At 32.2% G+C, this 21,860-nt stretch carries 19 protein-coding genes; 14 read left to right on the forward strand and 5 right to left on the reverse strand.

Annotated features, from left to right (window positions below; genetic code table 11):
- The first annotated feature begins 39 nt into the window (after nt 1-39).
- Nucleotides 40-1,590, forward strand: a complete 1,551-nt coding sequence (locus QJ521_RS03650; protein ID WP_282839070.1) for a CotH kinase family protein — start codon at nt 40-42, stop codon at nt 1,588-1,590.
- 19 nt (nt 1,591-1,609) lie between these two features.
- Here the strand turns inward: QJ521_RS03650 and QJ521_RS03655 are convergent, their stop codons facing one another.
- Nucleotides 1,610-2,215 carry an IMPACT family protein gene (locus tag QJ521_RS03655; protein ID WP_282839071.1) on the reverse strand — a complete coding sequence of 202 codons (606 nt, stop codon included), beginning with the start codon at nt 2,213-2,215 and terminating at the stop codon, nt 1,610-1,612.
- A gap of 34 nt (nt 2,216-2,249) precedes the next feature.
- Nucleotides 2,250-2,771 carry a dihydrofolate reductase family protein gene (locus QJ521_RS03660; RefSeq protein WP_282839072.1) on the reverse strand — a complete coding sequence of 174 codons (522 nt, stop codon included), beginning with the start codon at nt 2,769-2,771 and terminating at the stop codon, nt 2,250-2,252.
- Nucleotides 2,772-2,880: 109 nt separating this feature from the next.
- On the opposite strand from QJ521_RS03660, the gene QJ521_RS03665 reads away from it, so the two are divergent.
- Together QJ521_RS03665 and QJ521_RS03670 are read left to right on the forward strand one after the other, a co-directional pair.
- Complete coding sequence (locus QJ521_RS03665; protein ID WP_282839073.1) at nt 2,881-4,029, forward strand: CCA tRNA nucleotidyltransferase; 1,149 nt, start codon at nt 2,881-2,883, stop codon at nt 4,027-4,029.
- Between the two features lie 9 nt (nt 4,030-4,038).
- Nucleotides 4,039-4,965 carry a metal-dependent phosphohydrolase gene (locus tag QJ521_RS03670; RefSeq protein WP_282839074.1) on the forward strand — a complete coding sequence of 309 codons (927 nt, stop codon included), beginning with the start codon at nt 4,039-4,041 and terminating at the stop codon, nt 4,963-4,965.
- Between the two features lie 61 nt (nt 4,966-5,026).
- On the opposite strand, the gene QJ521_RS03675 is transcribed toward QJ521_RS03670, so the two are convergent.
- The gene (locus tag QJ521_RS03675; protein ID WP_282839075.1) at nt 5,027-7,969 is read right to left on the reverse strand and encodes a hypothetical protein; all 2,943 of its coding nucleotides are present in this window, start codon (nt 7,967-7,969) and stop codon (nt 5,027-5,029) included.
- Between the two features lie 132 nt (nt 7,970-8,101).
- Between QJ521_RS03675 and QJ521_RS03680 the strand changes: the two genes are divergently transcribed.
- The 5 genes from QJ521_RS03680 (at nt 8,102) to mscL (ending at nt 11,411) form a co-directional block, all read left to right on the forward strand.
- Nucleotides 8,102-8,872, forward strand: coding sequence for an MBL fold metallo-hydrolase (locus QJ521_RS03680; RefSeq protein WP_282839076.1), 771 nt, complete (start codon nt 8,102-8,104; stop codon nt 8,870-8,872).
- Entirely contained in the window at nt 8,869-9,312 is a 444-nt protein-coding gene (gene rlmH / locus QJ521_RS03685) for a 23S rRNA (pseudouridine(1915)-N(3))-methyltransferase RlmH (protein ID WP_282839077.1), read from the forward strand. The genes QJ521_RS03680 and rlmH overlap by 4 nt, the downstream gene beginning before the upstream one ends.
- Before the next feature lie 7 nt (nt 9,313-9,319).
- A complete protein-coding gene (locus QJ521_RS03690; protein ID WP_282839078.1) occupies nt 9,320-9,940 on the forward strand; it encodes an HAD family hydrolase in 621 nt (206 codons plus the stop codon).
- A 39-nt stretch (nt 9,941-9,979) separates the two neighbouring features.
- Entirely contained in the window at nt 9,980-10,831 is an 852-nt protein-coding gene (locus tag QJ521_RS03695; protein WP_282839079.1) for a DegV family protein, read from the forward strand.
- A gap of 94 nt (nt 10,832-10,925) precedes the next feature.
- Entirely contained in the window at nt 10,926-11,411 is a 486-nt protein-coding gene (gene mscL, locus QJ521_RS03700; RefSeq protein WP_282839080.1) for a large conductance mechanosensitive channel protein MscL, read from the forward strand.
- 86 nt (nt 11,412-11,497) lie between these two features.
- Here mscL and pdxT read toward each other — a convergent pair whose 3' ends face one another.
- On the reverse strand, nt 11,498-12,082 hold the full coding sequence (gene pdxT / locus QJ521_RS03705) for a pyridoxal 5'-phosphate synthase glutaminase subunit PdxT (RefSeq protein WP_282839081.1): 585 nt from the start codon (nt 12,080-12,082) through the stop codon (nt 11,498-11,500).
- Nucleotides 12,082-12,957: a pyridoxal 5'-phosphate synthase lyase subunit PdxS gene (gene pdxS / locus QJ521_RS03710; protein WP_282839082.1), complete on the reverse strand. Its 876-nt coding sequence runs from the start codon at nt 12,955-12,957 to the stop codon at nt 12,082-12,084. The genes pdxT and pdxS overlap by 1 nt, the downstream gene beginning before the upstream one ends.
- A 111-nt stretch (nt 12,958-13,068) precedes the next feature.
- Here pdxS and pdxR point away from each other — a divergent pair, with 111 nt between their 5' ends.
- The 6 genes from pdxR (at nt 13,069) to QJ521_RS03740 (ending at nt 21,857) form a co-directional block, all read left to right on the forward strand.
- Entirely contained in the window at nt 13,069-14,451 is a 1,383-nt protein-coding gene (pdxR, locus tag QJ521_RS03715; protein ID WP_282839083.1) for a MocR-like pyridoxine biosynthesis transcription factor PdxR, read from the forward strand.
- Between the two features lie 115 nt (nt 14,452-14,566).
- Nucleotides 14,567-16,741: a hypothetical protein gene (locus QJ521_RS03720; RefSeq protein WP_282839084.1), complete on the forward strand. Its 2,175-nt coding sequence runs from the start codon at nt 14,567-14,569 to the stop codon at nt 16,739-16,741.
- Between the two features lies 1 nt (nt 16,742).
- Nucleotides 16,743-17,495, forward strand: a complete 753-nt coding sequence (locus QJ521_RS03725) for a sugar phosphate isomerase/epimerase family protein (protein ID WP_282839085.1) — start codon at nt 16,743-16,745, stop codon at nt 17,493-17,495.
- A 19-nt stretch (nt 17,496-17,514) separates the two neighbouring features.
- Nucleotides 17,515-18,948: an MFS transporter gene (locus QJ521_RS03730; RefSeq protein ID WP_282839086.1), complete on the forward strand. Its 1,434-nt coding sequence runs from the start codon at nt 17,515-17,517 to the stop codon at nt 18,946-18,948.
- 10 nt (nt 18,949-18,958) lie between these two features.
- Entirely contained in the window at nt 18,959-20,812 is a 1,854-nt protein-coding gene (locus QJ521_RS03735) for a hypothetical protein (protein WP_282839087.1), read from the forward strand.
- Nucleotides 20,802-21,857, forward strand: a complete 1,056-nt coding sequence (locus QJ521_RS03740; RefSeq protein WP_282839088.1) for a glycoside hydrolase family 88 protein — start codon at nt 20,802-20,804, stop codon at nt 21,855-21,857. Before QJ521_RS03735 ends, QJ521_RS03740 begins: the two co-directional genes overlap by 11 nt.
- Nucleotides 21,858-21,860 lie beyond the last annotated feature (3 nt).

Below are 21,860 nucleotides of genomic sequence, written 5' to 3' on the forward strand. Positions count from 1 at the left end.
TCCTAAATCTACACTACATATTATACGAGGAGAAGAAACATGAAAAAAATATCAATTATAATAACGCTTCTCATGGTTTCGATATTTCTAATTTCTTGTAATCAAGAGATGTTTCCTACGATTATAGACACAACAGATTACACAGAAGAAATAGAAAGCTTAGCTTTAGAAATCGAGCAATTGATTCCAAATACAATTAATGCTAATTTTGATCTACCAACATATGATCAGTATGATATTGTATATACACTAGGAGACCAATCATTTACCGATGAGTATGTATATAACTCACCGTTTTTTGACATTGATCAAGAGTTTAAATATCAAATCACACGTGGGCAAGCATCTCTTCAATTTTCTAAAGATGTTAGACATCTTTCTTATGAATCAGGGCAAAATTTTACAAAAATGTATATTGATTTAACAATACCTATCGGACATATATCAAAAGATCATTACACACCAGCTGATGTCACAGTCCGAACAACTAAAAATGGCGAAGAAGTTGTTGAACATTCTACAACAGAAGCACAACTTAGAGGTAGAGGAAATTCAACATGGTACTCATTCGATAAAAAACCTTATCGATTACGTTTTGATAAAAATACTTCTATTCTAGGAATGCCTGAAGCAAAAAGCTATGTTTTACTTACTGAGTATAGTGATAAATCATTAATGAGAAACGCGATTACACATAAAATGAGTACATTCTTTCAAAATATACCGTATCACCTTCAAATTAGATATGTAGAATTATACGTGAATCAAGAATATAGAGGTTTATACGTTTTGACAGAACAAGTTCAGGTACACCCAAATAAATATTTCATTGAGTCAGTGCCAGGAAGTTTTAACACAGGATATTTTCTTGAGATGGATTGGAGATTAATGGATTCTGGAACACAACCAGGTTTTGACTGGTTTAGAGTTAGCGGCATCCCTTATGAAATTAATGAACCTGATGCCAATGACCCCGCATATACAACTGCACACGTCACATACATATCACAATATATAGCTGATGTTGAAAATGCACTTATAGCAAAATCAGGATACGAAGCTTTAATTGATGTTGATAATTTTGTTGAACATTTCTTAATCCATGAATTTGTTAAAAATGTTGATGTTGGATGGAGTAGTGTCTTTATGGCTAAAGAAAGAGATGAGAAGTTATTATATCCAATGATTTGGGATTTTGATTTAGCAATTGGTAATGCAGATTATATCGATTATGGTCCTGAAAATTTTTATGGTTTCGCATCTAATAAGAATCGTTTGTTTCATCTCATGATGCAAGTACCTGAAATTCGCTTAAGATTTAGAGATCGCTTTAATGATTTCTATTTCGATGAGTTACCTATTTTATTGGAAATGATTCCTGTGTTATCAGCATCCTTAAATACACAGGTTCAAGCCAATTTTACTAAATGGAACATATTGAATCATTATGTATGGCCAAACCCACCAGAAATGCTTGTTGAAAATACTCATGATGGTCAAGTTCAATACGTGATTGGTTTCTTAAATGCTCGTGCAGCATGGATGTTGGAAGCCATGCTAACTGAGGATTATGAAAACGGAGTATTTTAAACAAAAAAAGCCTTTCGGCTTATTGATCAATATATAATATTTGTGGTTCTAATTTTTTATAACTAAGGAGCTGATATTCTATATCAGCGATTATATCAAATTGATTATCAAGATTTATAATCTTATAAGTGACATGTGTTAGAAATTCCTTTTCTAAGACTGTCGCTTTTTTTTCTAGATACGAGTCCATTTGATTAATAAGTGAGTAATCAAATGTAATCTCATATGAATCAACCATTTTCTTCTCATAGAATTTCGCTTTTTTTATAACATCAGCGGTTGCTTTTGTATATGCTCTCACTAATCCTCCAGATCCTAGCTTAACACCGCCAAAATAGCGTATAACAACACAGAGGATGTTTGTCACGTCATGATGCCTCAAAACCTCTAGAATAGGCACGCCAGCGGTTCTAGAAGGCTCACCATCATCACTAGCTGTTGCATGTTCAGCTGTTTGGCCAAAAAAAGACGCATTACAGTAATGATTGGCTTTTGGATATGCTTTTTTAGTTTCATCTAAATATAAAGGTATATCCTCTATATTTTGAAGTGGATATAAGATTGCAATAAATTTTGATTTGTTAATTTCAATTTGATGAGTAGTTTGATCTTTTAAATAGCGCATAGAATCACCAAGATTAGTATATCATAATTGATGTTTATTTTTTCGAGTAAGTTACCATTATAATCTCATCCATTTTTTCTATTTGCGTAAGTTTAAGTTTAGCTTTTATATCGGATAAAGTGAACAATCTTTTACCCCTACCGATAAGCTTTGGAATGATTGCGATTTGATATTCATCAATTAAGTCTTGTTTTAGAAATGATTCAATTAAGTTTCCACCTCCAACAAGCCAAATATCTTTCCCTTCTCTTTTTTTGAGATCTTCTACAAGAACATCAAGATGATCTCTAAAGATTACACGATGATCTGATGGTCTATCAGATTGTTTTGTCAGTACAAAACATTCATAACCTTCATATGGCCATACTGAATTTTTCTTGATGACCTCATAGGTCACCCTACCCATAATTAATGTGTCAACTCGAGTCATTAACTGCTGATAAGAGTTTTGAACTGATTTCAGATCATCATACTCATTTAAAAATGAGAAACCATCATTTTCGTCAGCAATAAAACCATCAAGTGTCACTGCAATGTATAATATAATTTTTCTCATAGGTTCACCTCATTTTTTATCTTATCACATAGCCACATTCTCATAAAGATTAACGCACAATCAGTTTTAAAAAAGACAATCTCTTGGTATAATGGTTATGGTGAATAAAATGAGTACACTTAATAGTGCAAAAAAAGTAATACATGAACTTAAAAAACAAGGATATGAAGCTTACATTGTTGGTGGTGCCGTTAGGGACCATCTTTTGAAGCAACCAACAACAGATATAGATATTACAACCAATGCAAAACCATATCAAGTATCAAAAATATTTAAAACAAAACCTACTGGTGTTAAATATGGTACCGTGACAGTCTTTATGGGTGAAGAAACTTTTGAAGTAACGACTTATCGCATAGATGGTGAGTATTTAGATGGTAGACATCCTGATATGGTAGTTTTTGCTGAATCGGTTGAAGAAGATGTTAAAAGAAGAGATTTTACAATTAATGGGTTATTAATGACTGAAGAGAATAAAATAATTGACTTTGTTAAGGGTCAAGAAGATCTTCGTATTAAACTTATTAGAACCATTGGAAATCCTGAAGATCGGTTTAATGAAGATGCTTTAAGAATGATGCGTGCTTTTTATTTTCAAGCAAAGCTTGGGTTTCAAATAGATCGTAGCACGAGAGAAGCGATTTCTTTGCTAAAAGATAAGTTAAAAGATATTGCTATGGAAAGAGTGCTACAAGAGCTTATTAAACTATTAAAAGGAAAACATGCTCAAAAAGCTATTCAATCCATGGTGACAACAGGTGTTCATGAAGTCTTACCAGGGTTGGAAAAAGGTATATTGCATATTCAGAACATGGAAGATATTCCATTTGTTGATGCGTTTTTCACGCTATGTTTTACGCTTCATGGATCGATTCCAAGTGAATGGTCATTTTCAAATAAACATAGACATCGATATGAAATAGCAAGTATGCTAGCAAATACATATAATGAATTTGATGCACATACCCTTTATACTTATGGATTAGATCTTTGTTTACTCGCTAACAAAGTAAATTATATGCTGAATCGTTCTAGAAATCTGAAATCAAAGATTGAAGAAGATTATAAAAATTTACCTATTCAAAGCGATCTAGATTTAAAACTAAGAGCATCAGACATGATTAAGCTTGTAAATAAAAAAGCTGGATCATGGGTAAAAACACTTCAAACTCAAATGGTTGAAGAAGTATTGAAAAATAAGCTAAAAAATGAAAAAAGTGCGCTAGAAGCTTATGTTCTAGAACACGTTAAAGAATAGGAGTATATAATGGAATTAAATGTAAATGAAAAATACACTGTTGTTGCAAAAGTTGAAAGCATTAATCATGGTGTCCACTTTTGTAACACAACGGTATTAACTCAAGAAGGAGAACATATTAATCTCAAACTTGAGTTTGAACAACTTGATCAATTAGCTATGGGTAAGGTCTATCAATTTGAAGCACAAGCGATCGTAAAGATTGAGGATGAATTAGTTTTAAAATGTACATCGATCAAACCTGTAGAAGATGCATTATCTAATGAAGAACTAGCACAAGTTTTAGAGTATTTTTATGTTTATGCACCAATACCTATGATGACAATCAAGAATGGTATTGAAGGATATCTTAATAAAATAGAAAATAAAATCCTAAAAGAGGTAACAAAAAAGATTTATAAACAAAATGAGAAATCATTTTACATGCATCCCGCAGCAACCAAATTCCATCATGCATATGTTGGAGGATTAAGTCACCACACATACACAATGTTAAATATGATCGATCCTTTTATAAAAATATACCCATATTTAAATGCTGATCTATTATATGCAGGAACGATTTTGCATGATATGTCAAAAATCGACGAAATTAGTGGAGTAGATGGAGAATATACAAAAGAAGGTTTGTTGGTTGGACATTTAGTCATGCAAACTGTTGATATTGATCATGTAGCCCATCAGTTAGGATATGAAGATTCAGAAGAGGTTCTTATGTTAAAACATATGATTATATCCCATCATGGACTTTTCAACTTTGGATCTCCTAAGAAACCTCAAACAGGTGAAGCTCTCTTACTATGGTATATCGATACTATTGATTCAAAGCTTACTGTTTTAGGGGAAACATTAAAAGATACAGCAGATGGATCTTTTACAACGATGATATCTGTACTTGACAAGATGCGTTTCTATAAGCATTCAATAAAAAAATAAATAGATATAATAAAAAAAGAGGTTACTCAATCGAGTAGCCTCTTTTATCGTTATTTATGAATTATAATCCACTTTCTAATATAGCAAACCATGTACCAAATAGGTCATCATAGTTTTGATCATAAACACCAATTGATGATAATAAATATTCATTCATTTGACGTCTATTGATTTCTCTTACAACTTCATATCTTGCTTCGCCTTGAGCACTTCCCCAAGTTGCATCTTCTAATAATTTGAAGATTAGTTCGCGTTGCATATATGTATTATTGTAACGGTTAAGAACTGGTGTTAAGTAACTGTTAACTGCTGTTTGAACGACTGTAGGTAAAACTACACCTTCGTCAGTTTTTTGTTCTTTTAAGAAGAACTCAATTTGTGAAGCAGTCAATGTTTCTGAATCTTCATTGTATACATTAAGAGTTCCATCAGCAGAAACGTACTTGCCATCTTCGTCTTCATCAGCACTAAAGATTGCGCTTGTTGTCATTCTTACATTAGTAGCAAGAATTAAATGCCAACCGAATGATGATTTAACTTCATCTAATGCACTTTCAGTTATTACTGTTCCATATAAATCTAAGTGTGGGAATTTAGATGCATCATCTTCAATTTCAGCAAGTTGTGCATGAAGTTCCATTGCACGGTTGTAGAAGACAGGATCTAATACTGATTGACCAGTAATTTTGTTAGATGTGTTTGTAATAGCAGAAGAAATGTTTTCAAACTTCAAGTAGAATCCTAATTGACGGTATTCTGCCCATAACAATTCGATTTGATAATCAAATGGAGGTGTTACACTTCCACGAAGAATACGACCTGAATTGTTAAATTCTGTTGCCATTGCTGTTAGACCTTCAGTAAAGCCTCTATAATCGCCAACTTTGTTATAAATTAGTTCAACTAAATTAACGAGTCCATCAAGAACTTGTTGAGCACCTGCTTCACCTAAACTTTCAAGATATTCAGTAGGATTATCAGGTGTGCCGTCGCCATTCTTATCAAAGTAAACAAGTAAGTGACTAACGGTTATTGATTTAAAGTTTTCATGATGTAATGCAGCTAAATCAGCTAATTTTTCATAAATTGAATAATCTTCAGAACCGAAATGCCCTTCCATATCTTGGAGATATTGTTCTCTTAGTGATGGGTAAACATAAAGTTGATTTACAGCTTCAGTGTTTGTTCTTGCTCCAAATGCCGTTAATAAGAACTTTTCTCTACCCATGCTAGCTGGGAATCCAGAAGTTGCAAAATTATTTGCAGAGAATTGGCTAATAATATCTTCGAATTGACTCTTATAGTCTTCGTATTCAGCATCAGTGATTGAATATTTTTCATCCGCCATCAAGATTTTGTTTGATGCGATATCTAATGCTAAGTTAATACCATAAGATTTTTCAAGACGTTGATAGAACTCATCAACTGTAATTTCAATATCTGAGATATCAGCTACTACATCGCCACTCTTCGTATTTTTAGTCCCATCATATCCGAATGATTGTTCGTAGAATGTGCGAAGTACTGAATCATAAATATTTAAGTTTAGATCTTCATATAATGCATTGACTTTTGATGAAATATAACTATTGTTTAATTTGCCGTTGAATATTCTTTCGTAAATTTCAGCTTTAATGTCTAATGCTTCTTGAGAATCCCCGAAAATCATAACATTTTCATTTTGTGTATCATCAATAAGGATATCATCTTCAGAATCACTATCATCATCAAGTTTAAATACTAAATAACGAGATGAACCAAATGTTTGTACACGTGCTGAGTAAGGTTTACCAGCTGATACATCTTCAGGGTCGTCCATTTTTGCTTCAGCAGTTAATGTTGTGTATACATGTATTCTTAAACTTGAATTTTGAACGTTTAAGTCATCATATGTAATGGTTGAGTCGAAAGTAGAACCACCGACACCAACAATATCACCATCAACATTTACTTCAACTTGTGAAGCTGGATTTAACATATTATAGATATTAACAAATTCTGCTTTAACTTGTGCTGTTGTTAAAGCTTCATCAGCTAAACCTGTATCTCTACTCGTACTGATTGAATATTGTTTGTAGTAATTTTCAAAATCAGCTACAGTAATTTGATCGCGATCTTCAAAATTAGCACCTAGTTTACCCAAGATATTTAAATTTTCTAATATAGATTTAACATGTCCAAAGCCAGTTTGACTTAAATCATTTAAATCAATATAACCAGGATCACCAGGTAAAATTCTAATATCAGGGATTTTATACCAAAGACCTCTAGAGTCTGATTTTATGCTTGCTTGATATAATGCTGCATTTGCTTCGTTTAAGTTAATGAAACGAACAACTAATGCGTTAACATCATAACGACCTTGCATCGAGTTTTTATAAGAGTTGACAAGATCAGCTTCTTTAATGTAATTTGTATGATCTGCATCAATAACTTCTTCCTCAAGGATTTGTTGTGCATAGTATCTTTGAGTTACTCTTAAACCATAACGTTCCACTAATACTGGAATACTTGAGTATCCTTCATATTTACCAGACAAACCTTGAATACTACTAATCACAGATGTAATATCAATGCTGTTATCCAATAGATATAATGAATCTGCAAATTGCTCGATATTTCTAACCCATCTTTCAGGATTTTCATTGTACATTTTTTCGAGAGACTCTAAATTTGTACCTCCATGAATGGCGTTATTAATCGTTTCATCTAAATATTTGTTTAGATTTTCATCTCCACTTGCTAGTAAACCTTTAACAGTTACTAACTCTTCAGCAAAGATTTTTTCATCTACCATAGTTGCTAAAACAGAAGCACCTTGCAAACGTAATTGATCATATAATTCTTTTTCCGTTACTACGATATCTCCGATGGTTAAATATGGGTCATCAGAAATACTTCCGTAAGGGGTTTTTTCACCGCTTTTGCAAGCAGCAAGTGTAAGTAAACCTGTCAATATTAGCACAATTATGGCAAGTTTTCTTATATTTCTTAGTTGATTCATAGTGTGTTCACTCCTTCAATGTATTTCATACAAGCAAATATAATATAGCATTTTTTAGGGGGTATTGCAACCACTTTCATTTTATTTGTTAATCTCACATATTTTTATGTTATCATGAAAGAAGGTGATACAGTGGAAATATTCGTTTTAGCCAGTGGCTCAAAAGGGAATATGACCTACTTAAAAGTAGGTGATATTAAACTCTTTATTGATGCAGGAATTAGCTATAAAAAAATCAAGGATAAAATGACAGTTTATCAAGAAAATATGTATGATGTTAAGTCGTTGTTAATTACGCATGAACATCATGATCATACAAATGGTTTGAAGATGTTGTTGAAACAAAGTTTCATTGAAGATGTTTATCTTACAAAGGGAACTTATGATGCACTTTCTGTTGATGTTGTCTGCTTGTTTCAAAACACACATATTATTACGGTTGATATTCCGTTTTCTATAAGTGATATTTTGGTCACGCCTTTTATGCTATCTCATGATGCTGCTGAACCAGTTGGTTTTGTAGTTCAACACGATGACAAAAAGGTTGTTGTTTTAACGGATTCTGGATATGTTGATCAATCGTATTATCAGCTATTGAGCAATGCTAGTTTATATATTTTGGAAGCAAATCACCATCCTACAAAATTAATGCATTCACCAAGACCATTTCTATTAAAAAAGAGGATCCTTAGCGAACTTGGACATTTGTCGAACGATGATGCTGCTTGGTTAATGAACCTTTTTGTTAAAGATGGTGTTAGTAAATGGGTTGTTGCGCATATATCAGAGGATTGTAATACGATTTTTGATATAGAAGAGTCGATTATTAAAGCTTTTGATGATCCGACAAAAATCGAAGTTTTTTATGCAACACAAGAAGGATTACCTGGTATAAAGATATGATAAAAATTATAGCCGTAGGAAAATTGAATCAAAAATATTTGAATCAGGGGATAGATTACTACGAAAAGCAAATACCATCAAAGGTTGAGTTTATCGAAGTGAGTGATGAGTCAACTGAACAAGGTATTGTTCTTGAAGGCGAACGCATTTTATCTAAGATAAAAGATTCAGATTTTGTAGTTGCTTTAGCCATCAAAGGTAAGATTATAGATAGTTATGATTTTTCAAAATTGTTAGACCAAAACTTAACCTATCATCAAGGTGATTTAGTCTTTATCATTGGTGGATCTTATGGGTTGAGTGAAGATGTTTTGAAACGAGCAAACCAGAAAATTTCATTTTCACAAATGACTTTTCCGCACCAGTTAATGAGATTAATTTTAATAGAGCAAATCTATAGGGGATTTATGATTTTAAAAAACCATCCCTACCATAAATGAGGTTTTTATGAAATATATATTCTGGGACTTTAATGGAACAATTTTAGACGATGCACGTCTTTGTTTTGACATTTTAAACGAAATGTTGAAAGAAGAAAAAAGACCATCAGTAACTTTTGAAGAATATTTAATGATTTTCACGTTTCCTGTAGAAGATTATTACGCAAAAGTATATGACTTCAGTCAAACTAGCTTTAAAATACTAGCCCACAGGTTTATTGAAAGATATCAACCAAGAAGTCTAGATTTATCGCTACATCAAGGTGCAATCGAAACAATCAAACATTTTGAAAAAGAAGGCAAAATCAATATTTTACTGTCTGCATCTGAAGAAAAAAACCTTTTAGAACAACTCAAGCATTTTAAGATTGATCATCTATTTACTCATATTTTAGGAACCTCGAATGTATATGCAAAGAGTAAAGTAGAAGTTGCGAAACAATTTATAAAAGAACACAATATAAATCCAAAAGAAGGCATCATGATTGGTGACACACTACATGATGTTGAAGTAGCTAAAACACTAGGGCTTGATATCATATTATTCACAAAAGGGCATCAACACCCCAATCGACTAAGAAAATATAAAAATATTGATACGTTTAGCGAATTAATTGGTAAAATATAGATACTAAATATATTTTTAATAAATATAAGGAGAAAATATATGAAAAAAACAGCGATTCTAACATGTAGTAATGCAGGACTTGACTATTTGGATTATCCAAAAGATATTCGTATCTTAAGATCAGTTATTCACTTTGGAACTGACGAGTCTTATGATGATTTTGTGCAAATGGATGCTAAAACATTTTATGAAAGAATTACAAAAAATCCAAATGATATTCCTAAAACATCTTATGTATCACCAGGTCGTATGATCGAGATATTTGAAGAGCTTGAAAAAGAAGGTTATGAAGAAGCTCTTGTAATTACAATATCATCACAACTCAGCGGTTTGTATGAGGCAGTAAAGAGGATTGCTAAAGATGTTAACATAAAAGTTACTGTTTTTGATTCTCTTACTTTAGCTTATGCTGAAGCATATATGGTGCTTGAAGCACATCGTCTAGTCGAAGAAGAAAAAACGGTAGAAGAGATCATTAAATACCTAGAAAAGATTAGAGATAATGATCGTATATATGTTGCAGTAGATACTTTATTGTATCTTGTAAAAAACGGTAGACTCTCTAAGTTACAAGGAACATTAGGCACAATGCTACAGTTAAAACCATTGCTCGTATTAGGTGATGATGGCAAAGTTGCTTCACTTGAAAAAATAAGAACAACTCATAAGGCACAACAACGTGTTTTAGAAAAATATATTGAAGACACAAAAGATTTAAATGTCCTAACATTTATTTCGCATGCTCATAACGAGGAAGCTGTACAATGGTTCAAAAATGAGCTAAAAAAAGTATTTCCAGAAAGAGAAGTTGTTAGTGCGTATTTAACCCCAGTTGTTGGTGCACATACAGGTCCTAAAGGTATTGGTCTTGGATATATCAAACTGGATTAGATCCAATAAACACAAAAGCTAAAGATGACCTCTTTAGCTTTTTTTAAAAGCATAACATAAGCGCTATAATAATAGTATAAAAGGAGATGTTAATTTGAAAAAATTCTTTAAAGACTTTAAGTCATTTATGATGAAAGGAAATGTTTTAAATTTAGCTGTCGCAGTGATCATTGGTGGAGCATTTGGAAAAATAATCGCGAGTATGGTCAAAGACATTTTAATGCCAGTTATCAGCATACTTATTGGAAAAAATGGATTTGAAAACTATAAATATATAATAACAGAAGCAAATCCTGATTTAGGTATTGTTGAAAATGCTATTAATTACGGACTATTTTTTCAAAATGTAATTGACTTTATTATTGTTGCGTTTGTCATTTATATTATTGTTCGACTTGTTACCAAAGCAACTATCTTAGCAAACCAAAAGCAACTTGAGGAAGAGAAAGCTAAAAAGGCTGAAGAAGAAAGAATTAAAAAAGAAAAAGATGCGCTAGAAGCAAAACAACCCAAGGTTCAAGATTTATTAATGGATATTAAAATATTACTAGAAAAAAATCTCAAAGCACAAAAAGAATAAGAAGCAAAAAACAAGGGCTGATCCCAATTGGAATCAGCCCTTTTACATACGTGAATACTAGATGACTTTTCACGTATTATGGATATTTATTGATTTTTACTTTTATGCGTTTTTACGATATCAAGAAAATATTCATGAACATATGTACTATCAGTCAACTCAGGATGAAATGCTGTAGAAATTTGATTACCCTGTTTAGCAGCAACCACATGATTATCAACTATAGAAAGAACTTCAACATTTGGACCATATGAAGGAATATATGGTGCACGAATAAAAGTCATTGGGATTTCTCTTCCACCAAACTTAGCATGAGTAAAGAAACTTCCTAATTGTCTTCCATAAGCATTTCTTTCAACAGCTATATCCATCGTTTTAAAATGCTCTTTTTCATCATTTGTTAACTGATTAGCAAGTAAAATCATACCAGCGCAAGTTCCCAGTACGGGAAGTCCTTTTTTTATTTGATCTTGTATGACATCAAAGATATCAAGATCTTTTAAGAGTTTCCCCATGGTTGTACTTTCACCACCTGGAAGTATCAAACCATCCATAGGTGTTTGCAGATCTCTTTTTTGTCTTATTTCAAATGACTTAACATTGAGTTTATCTAAAGCATGTTTATGTTCAATGAAAGCACCTTGAACCGCAAGGATGCCAATTTGGATCATTACTTACCTCGTTCTGCCATTAACAATTCAATTTCTTGCTCGTTGATGCCTACCATGGCTTCACCAAGATTCTCAGAAATTTCAGCTAAAATTTTTGGATCATTAAAATTAGTTACAGCCTTAACAATAGCCTCAGCTCGTTTTTTAGGATCACCAGATTTAAATATACCTGAACCAACAAATACACCTTCAGCACCAAGTTGCATCATCAATGCAGCATCTGCAGGCGTAGCTATACCACCAGCTGCAAAGTTAACAACTGGAAGTTTTCCATTGTCATGAACAAACTTAATCAAATCATAAGAGACACCCATTTGTTTTTGCAAAACGTATAGTTCGTCATCCCTTAAAGATTGAATACTTCGAATTTCTTTTTGAATTGCTCTCATATGTCTAACTGCTTGGATAATATCACCAGTACCAGGCTCACCCTTAGTACGAATCATTGCAGCACCTTCAGAAATTCTTCTAAGTGCTTCACCTAAATCTTTCGCGCCACAAACAAAAGGCACTTTGAAATCTTGTTTGTTAATATGATAAATATCATCAGCAGGTGATAGAACTTCGCTTTCATCGATATAATCGATTTCAATTGCTTCAAGAATTTGTGCTTCTGCAAAATGGCCGATGCGCACTTTAGCCATTACTGGAATTGAAACAGCCTTTTGAATTTCCTTAATCATTTTCGGATCACTCATACGTGAAACACCACCTATGGCTCTAATATCTGCTGGAATTCTTTCTAATGCCATAACAGCTACCGCTCCAGCAGCTTCAGCTATTTTCGCTTGCTCAGCATTTGAAACGTCCATAATAACGCCACCTTTAAGCATTTGCGCTAATTCTTTGTTTAATTTATATCTTTCATTGTTCATCGTTTTCATCCCTTTCTTGTTTTTTCTTCACTAATATTATAAAATAATAACTGGTATAGTTAAATACTCAGATTAAGAAAAACTAAACATACCAGATAGGTTGAGCAGAAAATGAACAAAAATAAGCGTGAAACGCCAATCTATGTGAATCTTTACGAACAAATTAAAAAGATGATTCAAGAAGGTAAATATAGCGAAAATGAAAAATTACCATCCAAAAGAAAACTTGCAGCATCTTTAAAAATTAGCCCATTAACTGTTGATGCAGCTTATCAACAGTTGATTGCTGAAGGATATGTGTATTCCATTGAAAAAAGTGGGTATTATGTCGCTAAACAAGTAGAGGTATTGGAAAACACTACTAAGCAGAAATATAAAATTGAATATGAAAATCAAATAGAAACTATAGATTATAAATTTGCATTTAGAACTAATGTTGTTGATACATCTTTATTTCCAAATGCAACTTGGGCAAAACTATCTAGAGAAGTTTTATCAGAAAACCATCATGAAATGCTTAATATAACGAATCCTAAAGGCATGGAACCTTTAAGGAAAGAAATAGCAAAATACCTAGAGTTATATAGAGGTATGAAAGTTCATGAGGAACAAATTATTATTGGTTCAGGGACCACCTCATTAATTAGTATTTTGATCGAAATATTTGGTAGAGATAAACACTATGCAATAGAAGATCCGGGATATTCCAAAATATATCATCTTTATAAAGGCAATGATGTTAAATTATCACTAATTAATGTTGATGACAATGGTTTAAGTTTAGAACATCTTATCAACGCACAAGCAAACATTGTCCATATTACCCCATCACACCAATTCCCAACAGGCATCGTTATGCCAATTCAAAGAAGAAATGAATTATTGAATTGGGCAATCGCTTCTACCGATCGCTACATTATTGAAGACGATTATGATTCAGAATTTCGTTTTCAAGGGAAACCTATACCAGCACTACAAGGACTCGATAATCATCAAAAAGTCATCTATATGAATACATTTACGAAAACATTAGCACCTTCATTTAGAATGAGTTATATGGTATTACCTTTAAAACTATTAACGAAATACAAGGAAATATCAGCACATCATAGTTGTACAGTACCAAACTTCGAACAGTATATTATGTACAAATTTATGAATGGTGGATATTTTGAACGCCATATTAACCGCATGAAAAATCAATATCGTCAGAAATTAGACATTATTTTAAAGATGATTCAAAAATATCCGAATATCGAAATTAAAGGTCATGAAACAGGACTTCATTTTTTGCTAGTCATTGACACCGGTGCATCTGAGCAAACCATTATTCAAAAAGCAAAAAAACAGAGAATAGAAATATCTGGCCTTAGTTCTTACTATAAAATACAGGGACATAAAAACAGCAAACCAACACTTGTCATAGGATATTCAGGTATAAAAACAGAAGAGATTGAAACCTATATGAACGCACTCATAAACATCATTTCATAAAATCTAATTTTGAAAGAAAATTTCATATTATTTTCATGTTCAAAGTATTTATTTTTTATAGTATAATAAAAACAATAGTAAACGTTTAGCCAACTTAAAAAAATTGAGGTATAACATGAAAAAAGTGGTCTTAGGTATTATAGTTTTCTTCGTCTTATTTCTTGCTAGTGTTGGTATCCAATTTGCCATCAATATGCAAATTAAACCTATTCCAATGAGGCCATTGGAATCTTTTAATGCTGGAGGAAGTGATCGCTTAATCTATTATTTTGATAAGCATCTTAAAAATGAAGATTTGCCAGAAGGTATTGAACTAACTGATGATTTTATTAATGAAGAATTAGAAGGTACTTTTAGATATATTAATGGACGTTATGATGTTGCTGATTTTAGAGTTAACTCATTAGTACGTCTATATTTAGGGTTTAAAGACCATCTACACCCAGACACTCAAGAAGATATAAAAACAGTTTTATTAAATTTTAAGTATTGGATGGATCAAGGTGGAGAAGACAGTATGTGTTATTGGTCTGAAAACCATCAGATTTTATTTGCAGTAGAAGAATATTTAGTAGGACAAGCTTTTCCTGATGATATTTTTACTGTAGATGGCAAAACAGGATTAGAACATATGGAAATGGCAAAAAACAGAATCAATATCTGGATGGAGCAACGTTTCCTATATGGATTCACCGAATGGTATTCAAACAATTATTACCCAGAAGATATATCACCGATGTCTAATTTTATCCAATATGCTAATGACCCTGTCATGGTTAACCGTATGAAAATGATTATGGATTTATTATGGTTTGATATGGCAAGTCAAAGTTTTAAATATGAAGGTATTGATTCTACAAGCGAACAACCAAGAACATATTATATTTTCAATTCTTCAATGGGCAGAGCATACTCAGATAATAGAGTAAGTGATGATACAGGGAATCGGATGAGAAATTATATTGATTTTGTCATGCAACCAGAAGAAACTAAAGGTTTTGAAAATAGTTGGTTTACTTCTAGTAACGGTTTTTTCAATTGCTTTAAGCAAATGATGGAAGCACTTGATGAGCATGATGAACCTTATTATAGAGTTCCAGATGTAATTAAAGAAATCTTTAATGACTCATCGGAAGAAAAGGTTATTAAATCAAGTCAATCTTTAAATGTTGAAGAGTTAGAAGGCGAAGGACTGCTAGGTCTTGAAGATCATCAAATTATGATGCAATGGAATATGGAAGCTTTTAGTAATCCAGAAGTCGTTGATAATACAATAAAGTATATGAGTAAACATAATATGTTTAGAAATGAATTTTTAAATGATTTTAAAATGGTAAATTTGTGGCCACTTAGAGCATTTAACCTTTTACATATGGTGAGCAATCAACTTAATCCATCAACGAATGGTGTCGCGATTGAAAGAGCGAATGTCTACACATACAAAACACCACATTATTCTATGCACACTGCACAAGCATACCAACCAGGAGAATATGCAGATCAACATGCTGTTTCTTCAATCAATTTAAGTAACACTGTGTCAGTGTTTTCAACACAACCCGCTAAAATACCTAGAAGAAGTGGGACGCCAACATACTGGACAGGTAACGGAAGACAACCTTATAGTGTACAGGAAAAGAATGTAAATATCAGCATATATCAACCACCTACTAAAGTAGGATTTATGGAACCAATGATACTTAAAGAAACAACACATGTATTTTTTCCTTATCAACTATTTGATGAAGTAGATGAAACGTATCTAAATCAAGGTTATATCTTTGGTCGTGTTGGCACAAGTATGATTGGTATTAAAGCAAGACATACTCTAGAGTTTGTACCATTTAGTGTGAGTAGTAACCCAGATGATATGGATGATATGCTCAAACGCGGAAGTGTAGGTAATGTTTTAACTGAGAAATATGATTTAGTTCAAAAGGGTAGTGGAGATCATTATTTTGTTACAGAACTATCTACTACAGATGATGAAAGTTTTTCAGCATTTATGAGTAGAATGATGAGTCAAACACTTACATATGATCAAACAACCCATACATTGTCCTATTCAACTATTCTAAACAATGAATCTACATTAACAGAACTAATTGCTATTTTTGACACAAGTTTTAGCGTTAATGGACATATTAGAAATTTAGAATATCAACGTTATGAAAGCAATTATGTAAACGATGGCATCATTAATCGAAAACCTGATGAAATTGAGTTTTTATTTAACGGGAAGTCATTATTTCTCGATTATTCAAATCATATACGAACCGTAGGTGACTAATATGAAGTTAGGTGTCCAAACATATACGATCAGAAAAATCTTTAAAAAAGATCTATTATTTGCATTTGACGAACTTGTTAAATTAGGCATTCATGATGTTGAACTAGCTAGAGTTGATTTGAACAATGATTTGATTGCAACGATGAACAAGAAGAAAATGAGCGTGCTATCCATTCAACTTAAATTAAAAGAAATTAATAAAAACTATGAAAAACTTGTTCATTTTTGTAAACAAGTCAACTGTAATATTGTTGTTGTATCTGTTTTATCATTAGATGCTATATTGTTTGGTAAAAAAGCGGTTATTAGATTTTGTAATAGGCTTAATGAACTTTCCAAAAAATATGAGAAACATGGCATTACCATTGCTTTTCATCATCATAATTTTGAATTTAAAATGATTACAAAGAAAACAAAACTTGATATCATTATGGCTCACACAAATGAACAAGTTAAACTTGTAACAGATACTTATTGGACAAAAAAAAGCGGAATTGAACCCCATGAGTTACTCCTTCAATATAAAGAACGAATTATAGGCATCCATTTAAGAGATTATATGAAAAATAGTTTTAGGTTTTCAACAGATTGTGAAGTTGGTTATGGTTTAATTGATTTTAATCTAGTATTTGAAAACATCCCAGAGTCACTTCGTTATATGGTTATTGAGCAAAACTCAAATTATCCGATACATAGTCTAACCAAGAGCATAAAGTATTTAAAAGAACATCATAGAGAAAAAATAAATTTATAATAAATAAAGGGAGAAGTACATGGAAAAGTTGCAAATGAAAAAAAGAGAAAAATTAATATTTGCTTGGGGAGACGTTTTTGGCGGTGGTGCACAAGCGATGATTGCAGTGCTTTACCTCATATTTTTAACTGACGTTATTGGATTAAATCCGGCAATTGCAGCAACCGCTATTTTAATTTCTAAAATATGGGATGCTGTAAGTGATCCTTTGATGGGAATAGCTAGTGATAATACTAGAACTAAAATGGGTAGAAGAAGACCGTATATTTTAGGTGGTGGATTTTTAGTTGTTATCGCTTTTGCTTTAATGTGGTTACCGATTGGTGGATGGCAATCAGAAACGGCTAAAGTTATTTTTGCAGTTTCGACATTCTTGTTTTATAGTACAATATCAACTGTTATTGCCGTTCCTTATAGTTCCTTATCAGCTGAAATTACGACCAATGTAAAAGAAAGAAACAACGTTAATGTCATTAGACTTGTTGTTTCTACAGTAGCATCTGCAGTTTGTACACTAGTACCAACAATGATTCTAGAGTCTTTTAAAGCAGGTAATATAGGTATTGAAACTTTTTACATAGTCGTTGCTTTAGGATTTGGCTTATTCTTTGCTCTACCTTTGATATTGATTGGTTTTTTCACAAAAGAACGCGTCCCTATGCCAGAAACTAAATCAATATTTGAAGTGAAATCATTCGTTAAGCCACTAAAGGTTAAAGCTTTTAGAGGATTAGTTTATATGTATTTATGTCAAAGTATTTCAATGGATATATTATCTGCGGGTATCATTTATTATTCACTATATGTTGTTAGTGGAAGTGCAACAGTATTTTTAGGGATATTTATTGGTGTACAACTTTTAATGTTCCCGGTGATTAATAAACTAGTTAATATTGTAGATAAAAAGAAAATATATTATTTTGGATTACCTATTGCGATTATTGGATTTATTTTTGTAGGACTTTATCCATCTGATTGGCCAATCATTGGTGCGTATGCTCTAACAGGTGTTACAGCTTTTGGATTTGCTGGAGCACAGTTTATGAGTTGGATCATATTCCCAGATGCCGTAGATGCTGGAGAATTAAAGTTAAGAGAAAGACCTACTGGAAGTTTTAGTGGTATTATGACATTTATTCGAAAAGCAAGTTCAGCAATCGCTATCCAGATTTTTGGGATTATGCTTTTTGTCTCTGGATATGTGAAGCCAACAAATGGAGAAGTATTACCTATACAACCTCCAAATGCACTGCTAGGCATTAGACTAGCAATGTCATTAAGTTTTGTTATATTAATGAGTGTCGGTTATATAGTGGCTAGAAGATTTGTGTTAACCAATGAAAGAAGTTTACTGGTAAGAAAATATTTGCATATATATCAAACTGAGAGTCTTGATCATTTATCTGAACAAGATCAAGTAGAATTAGATAAGCTACAATCAGAAATTTTTTAAGGAGAAAATGATGGCAGTCAAAGAAGATGTAGGTATGGACATCAAGATGAATATCAAGTGTTTTAAAGACATTGTACTTTTGGATCAAGGTCAGTCTATTGATGAATCACAGATTCTAGATCTAGTAGACTTTGTAAACAATCGATATGATTGTGCAGACTTTAGACTCATTTGCTTGATTCGTGCATACTTAGGTTATAAAGATTTATTATCAAATGAAACAATACATCAAATTGAACAGTCTATATTTAACTTCAAGTATTGGATGGATGAACCTGGTGAAGATGGAATGTGTTTTTGGTCTGAAAATCACCAACTACTTTTTCATGCATGTGAATATTTAGCAGGCATTACTTTTCCGAATCAGGTTTTTTTAAATGATGGAGAAACTGGAAAAGAACATGCTGATAAAGCAAGACCTAAAATTATGAGATGGCTAAAATATAAATTTCAATTTGGATTTATAGAGTGGCACTCCAACACGTATTATGAAGAAGACATTGCACCATTATCAGTGCTTGTTGATTTTGCAAAAGATGAAGAAATTATTGAGAAATCAAAAATCATTTTAGATCTTTTACTTCTTGACATGGCAATGCATAGTTATGAAGGGTACTTTGTTGCAACCAGTGGTCGCTGTTATGAAAATCAAAAAATGAACAGAGAGCTTGCTGATGTCAACGATATCCTAGCATATGCTTTTGGTCTTCAAAAAAGAGATTATGATTACCAAAGAATTTCAGCAATGTTTTTGCTATGTAAAAATTATAAAGTTCCCAAGATCATTAAGGAGATAGCCAAAACTAAGGGCACTCAGATTATAAAAGACTCGATGGGACTCAACTTAAAAGAAGTAAAAAAAGAAATACCAAATGATGAGATTGATGATCGAGGTATGTTCTTGTGGCAAATGGAAGCTTTCACAAATAAAGAGTCAATCAATATGACGATGGATATTTTTAATGCTTGGAAGTTACACGATAATAATTTCTTAAAAGATTTACAAAGCGTCAACATCCCAATATTAAGAAAACTAGGTTTATTACCATTAGTTGTTAAACTCCTAAACCCAGCAACTCAAGGTGTTGCCATTGAAAGAGCGAATACATATACATATAAAACAGATTATTACATGCTTTCAACCGCTCAAAAGTATCATCCAAAATCTTTTGGAGATCAACAACATATTTGGCAAGCAACGTTGCCAAATAATATTAGCGTTTTTTCTACACATCCAGGTAGTCCAATGTTTGATGATGCAGCAAGAAATTTCTCTCCATCTTTTTGGGTCGGAAATGGTATCAATCCACATGCTGTCCAAGATAAGAATTTCTTATTTTTAATGTATGACCTAACAGCAAGAAAAGGCTATTTAGAGCGATTTAGACAAACTCATATTCATTTCCATTTTCCGACCGATAAATTTGATAAAGTTATTGAAAAAGAAAAAAAAGTGTATGCAAAATCAGACAAATCGTACATTGGAATTGTATCCTCAAGTGGACACAAAATAATGAATAAAAATGAACTAGTTGTCGAAGGTAAAAAGAGTCAATTTGTGGTTGTTTTAGGTGATGAATATTCAGATGAATCATTCGATAAGTTCATTGAAAAAATAGAAAATTATGATTTTAAATTCACGAGTAAAAAAATAGTATTAAAAGCGGATCAACATTATCAACTGAGATTTAAAAAAGCATTTAAAATTAACGGAGTTGTTCAAAACACAGAGTATCAAAGATTTGAAACACCATATGTTGAGGCGAAAAGAAAACCGGAAGAGTTAACGATTAATTATCATAATAAAACACTCTATATTGATTTTGATCGGATGATAAGAAAGGAGATTTCTCATGTTGGATAAAATATATTTTGATAAGGTTGTAGAACTAGCAGACCATATAAAAAGCACGTGGAACCCTAAAATGAAATGGATGTGGGGTGAAGCGCTTTTCGGATATTCTTTAAGTTTGCTAGACACTCATTTGAAAGAAGATCGATACACTGAATTCTTAACGAAGTATTGTGACTACTATGTCCAAATTCCTCCACGTGTTGATCAAAGTGATACATCAGCTCCTGCATTAATCACATATGCAATGTATAAGAAAACAAAGAATGAAGATTATAAGAAATTGACTGATCGTGTTTTATACTATATAAAAAATGAACCACGTTTAATTGAAGATTCAGTTAATCATTTAGGCAACAGTTTAGAAGGAAAGTTTTATCCTAAATCGATTTGGGTCGATAGTTTAATGATGTTTTCTGTGTTTCCTTCTTTATATGCAAAAGAAAATAACGACCAAGCAATGATGGACATTGCTAGTCGTCAACCTAGAGTGATGGCAAAGTATATGCAAGACCCTGTTGATAAACTTTGGTATCATAGTTATTGGACCAAACAAAAAACCCATTACCCAAGAAGAAAACTTTATTGGGGTAGAGGTAATGGATGGGTAATTGCATCGTTACCGATGATTTTAGAAAACATAGGAAATCACGAAGAAAGAGAAAACATTATTCAAATCTTTAAAGAAACTGCTTATGCACTTCTACCTTATCAAAGAGCGGATGGAGCATTTGAAACTGTCTTTAATAAAGTTGGTAAAACTTATAGAGAATTATCGTTTACAGCATTGGTTGCTGCTGGATTTATGCATGGATATAATTTAGGGTTACTAAGTGAAGTTTATTTAGAAGCAGGTCTAAAAGCTTATCAATGTGTAGTTGATGCATTGATATATGAGAAAGATGATATCTATATGCCTGAGGTAAGTGGACCAACGATACCATTACCATTATTCCCATATATTGGATATAAGATTATACCAAGAGGAAAGAACTGGTCATTTGGTTTAGCAGCATTAATATTTGCAGCCATTCAGTTTGACAAAATTAAAAAATAAAAG

Origin of the sequence: Peloplasma aerotolerans (assembly GCF_030012175.1) — a bacterium.
GTDB classification, from domain to species: Bacteria; Bacillota_I; Bacilli_A; order Acholeplasmatales; family Acholeplasmataceae; genus Peloplasma; species Peloplasma aerotolerans.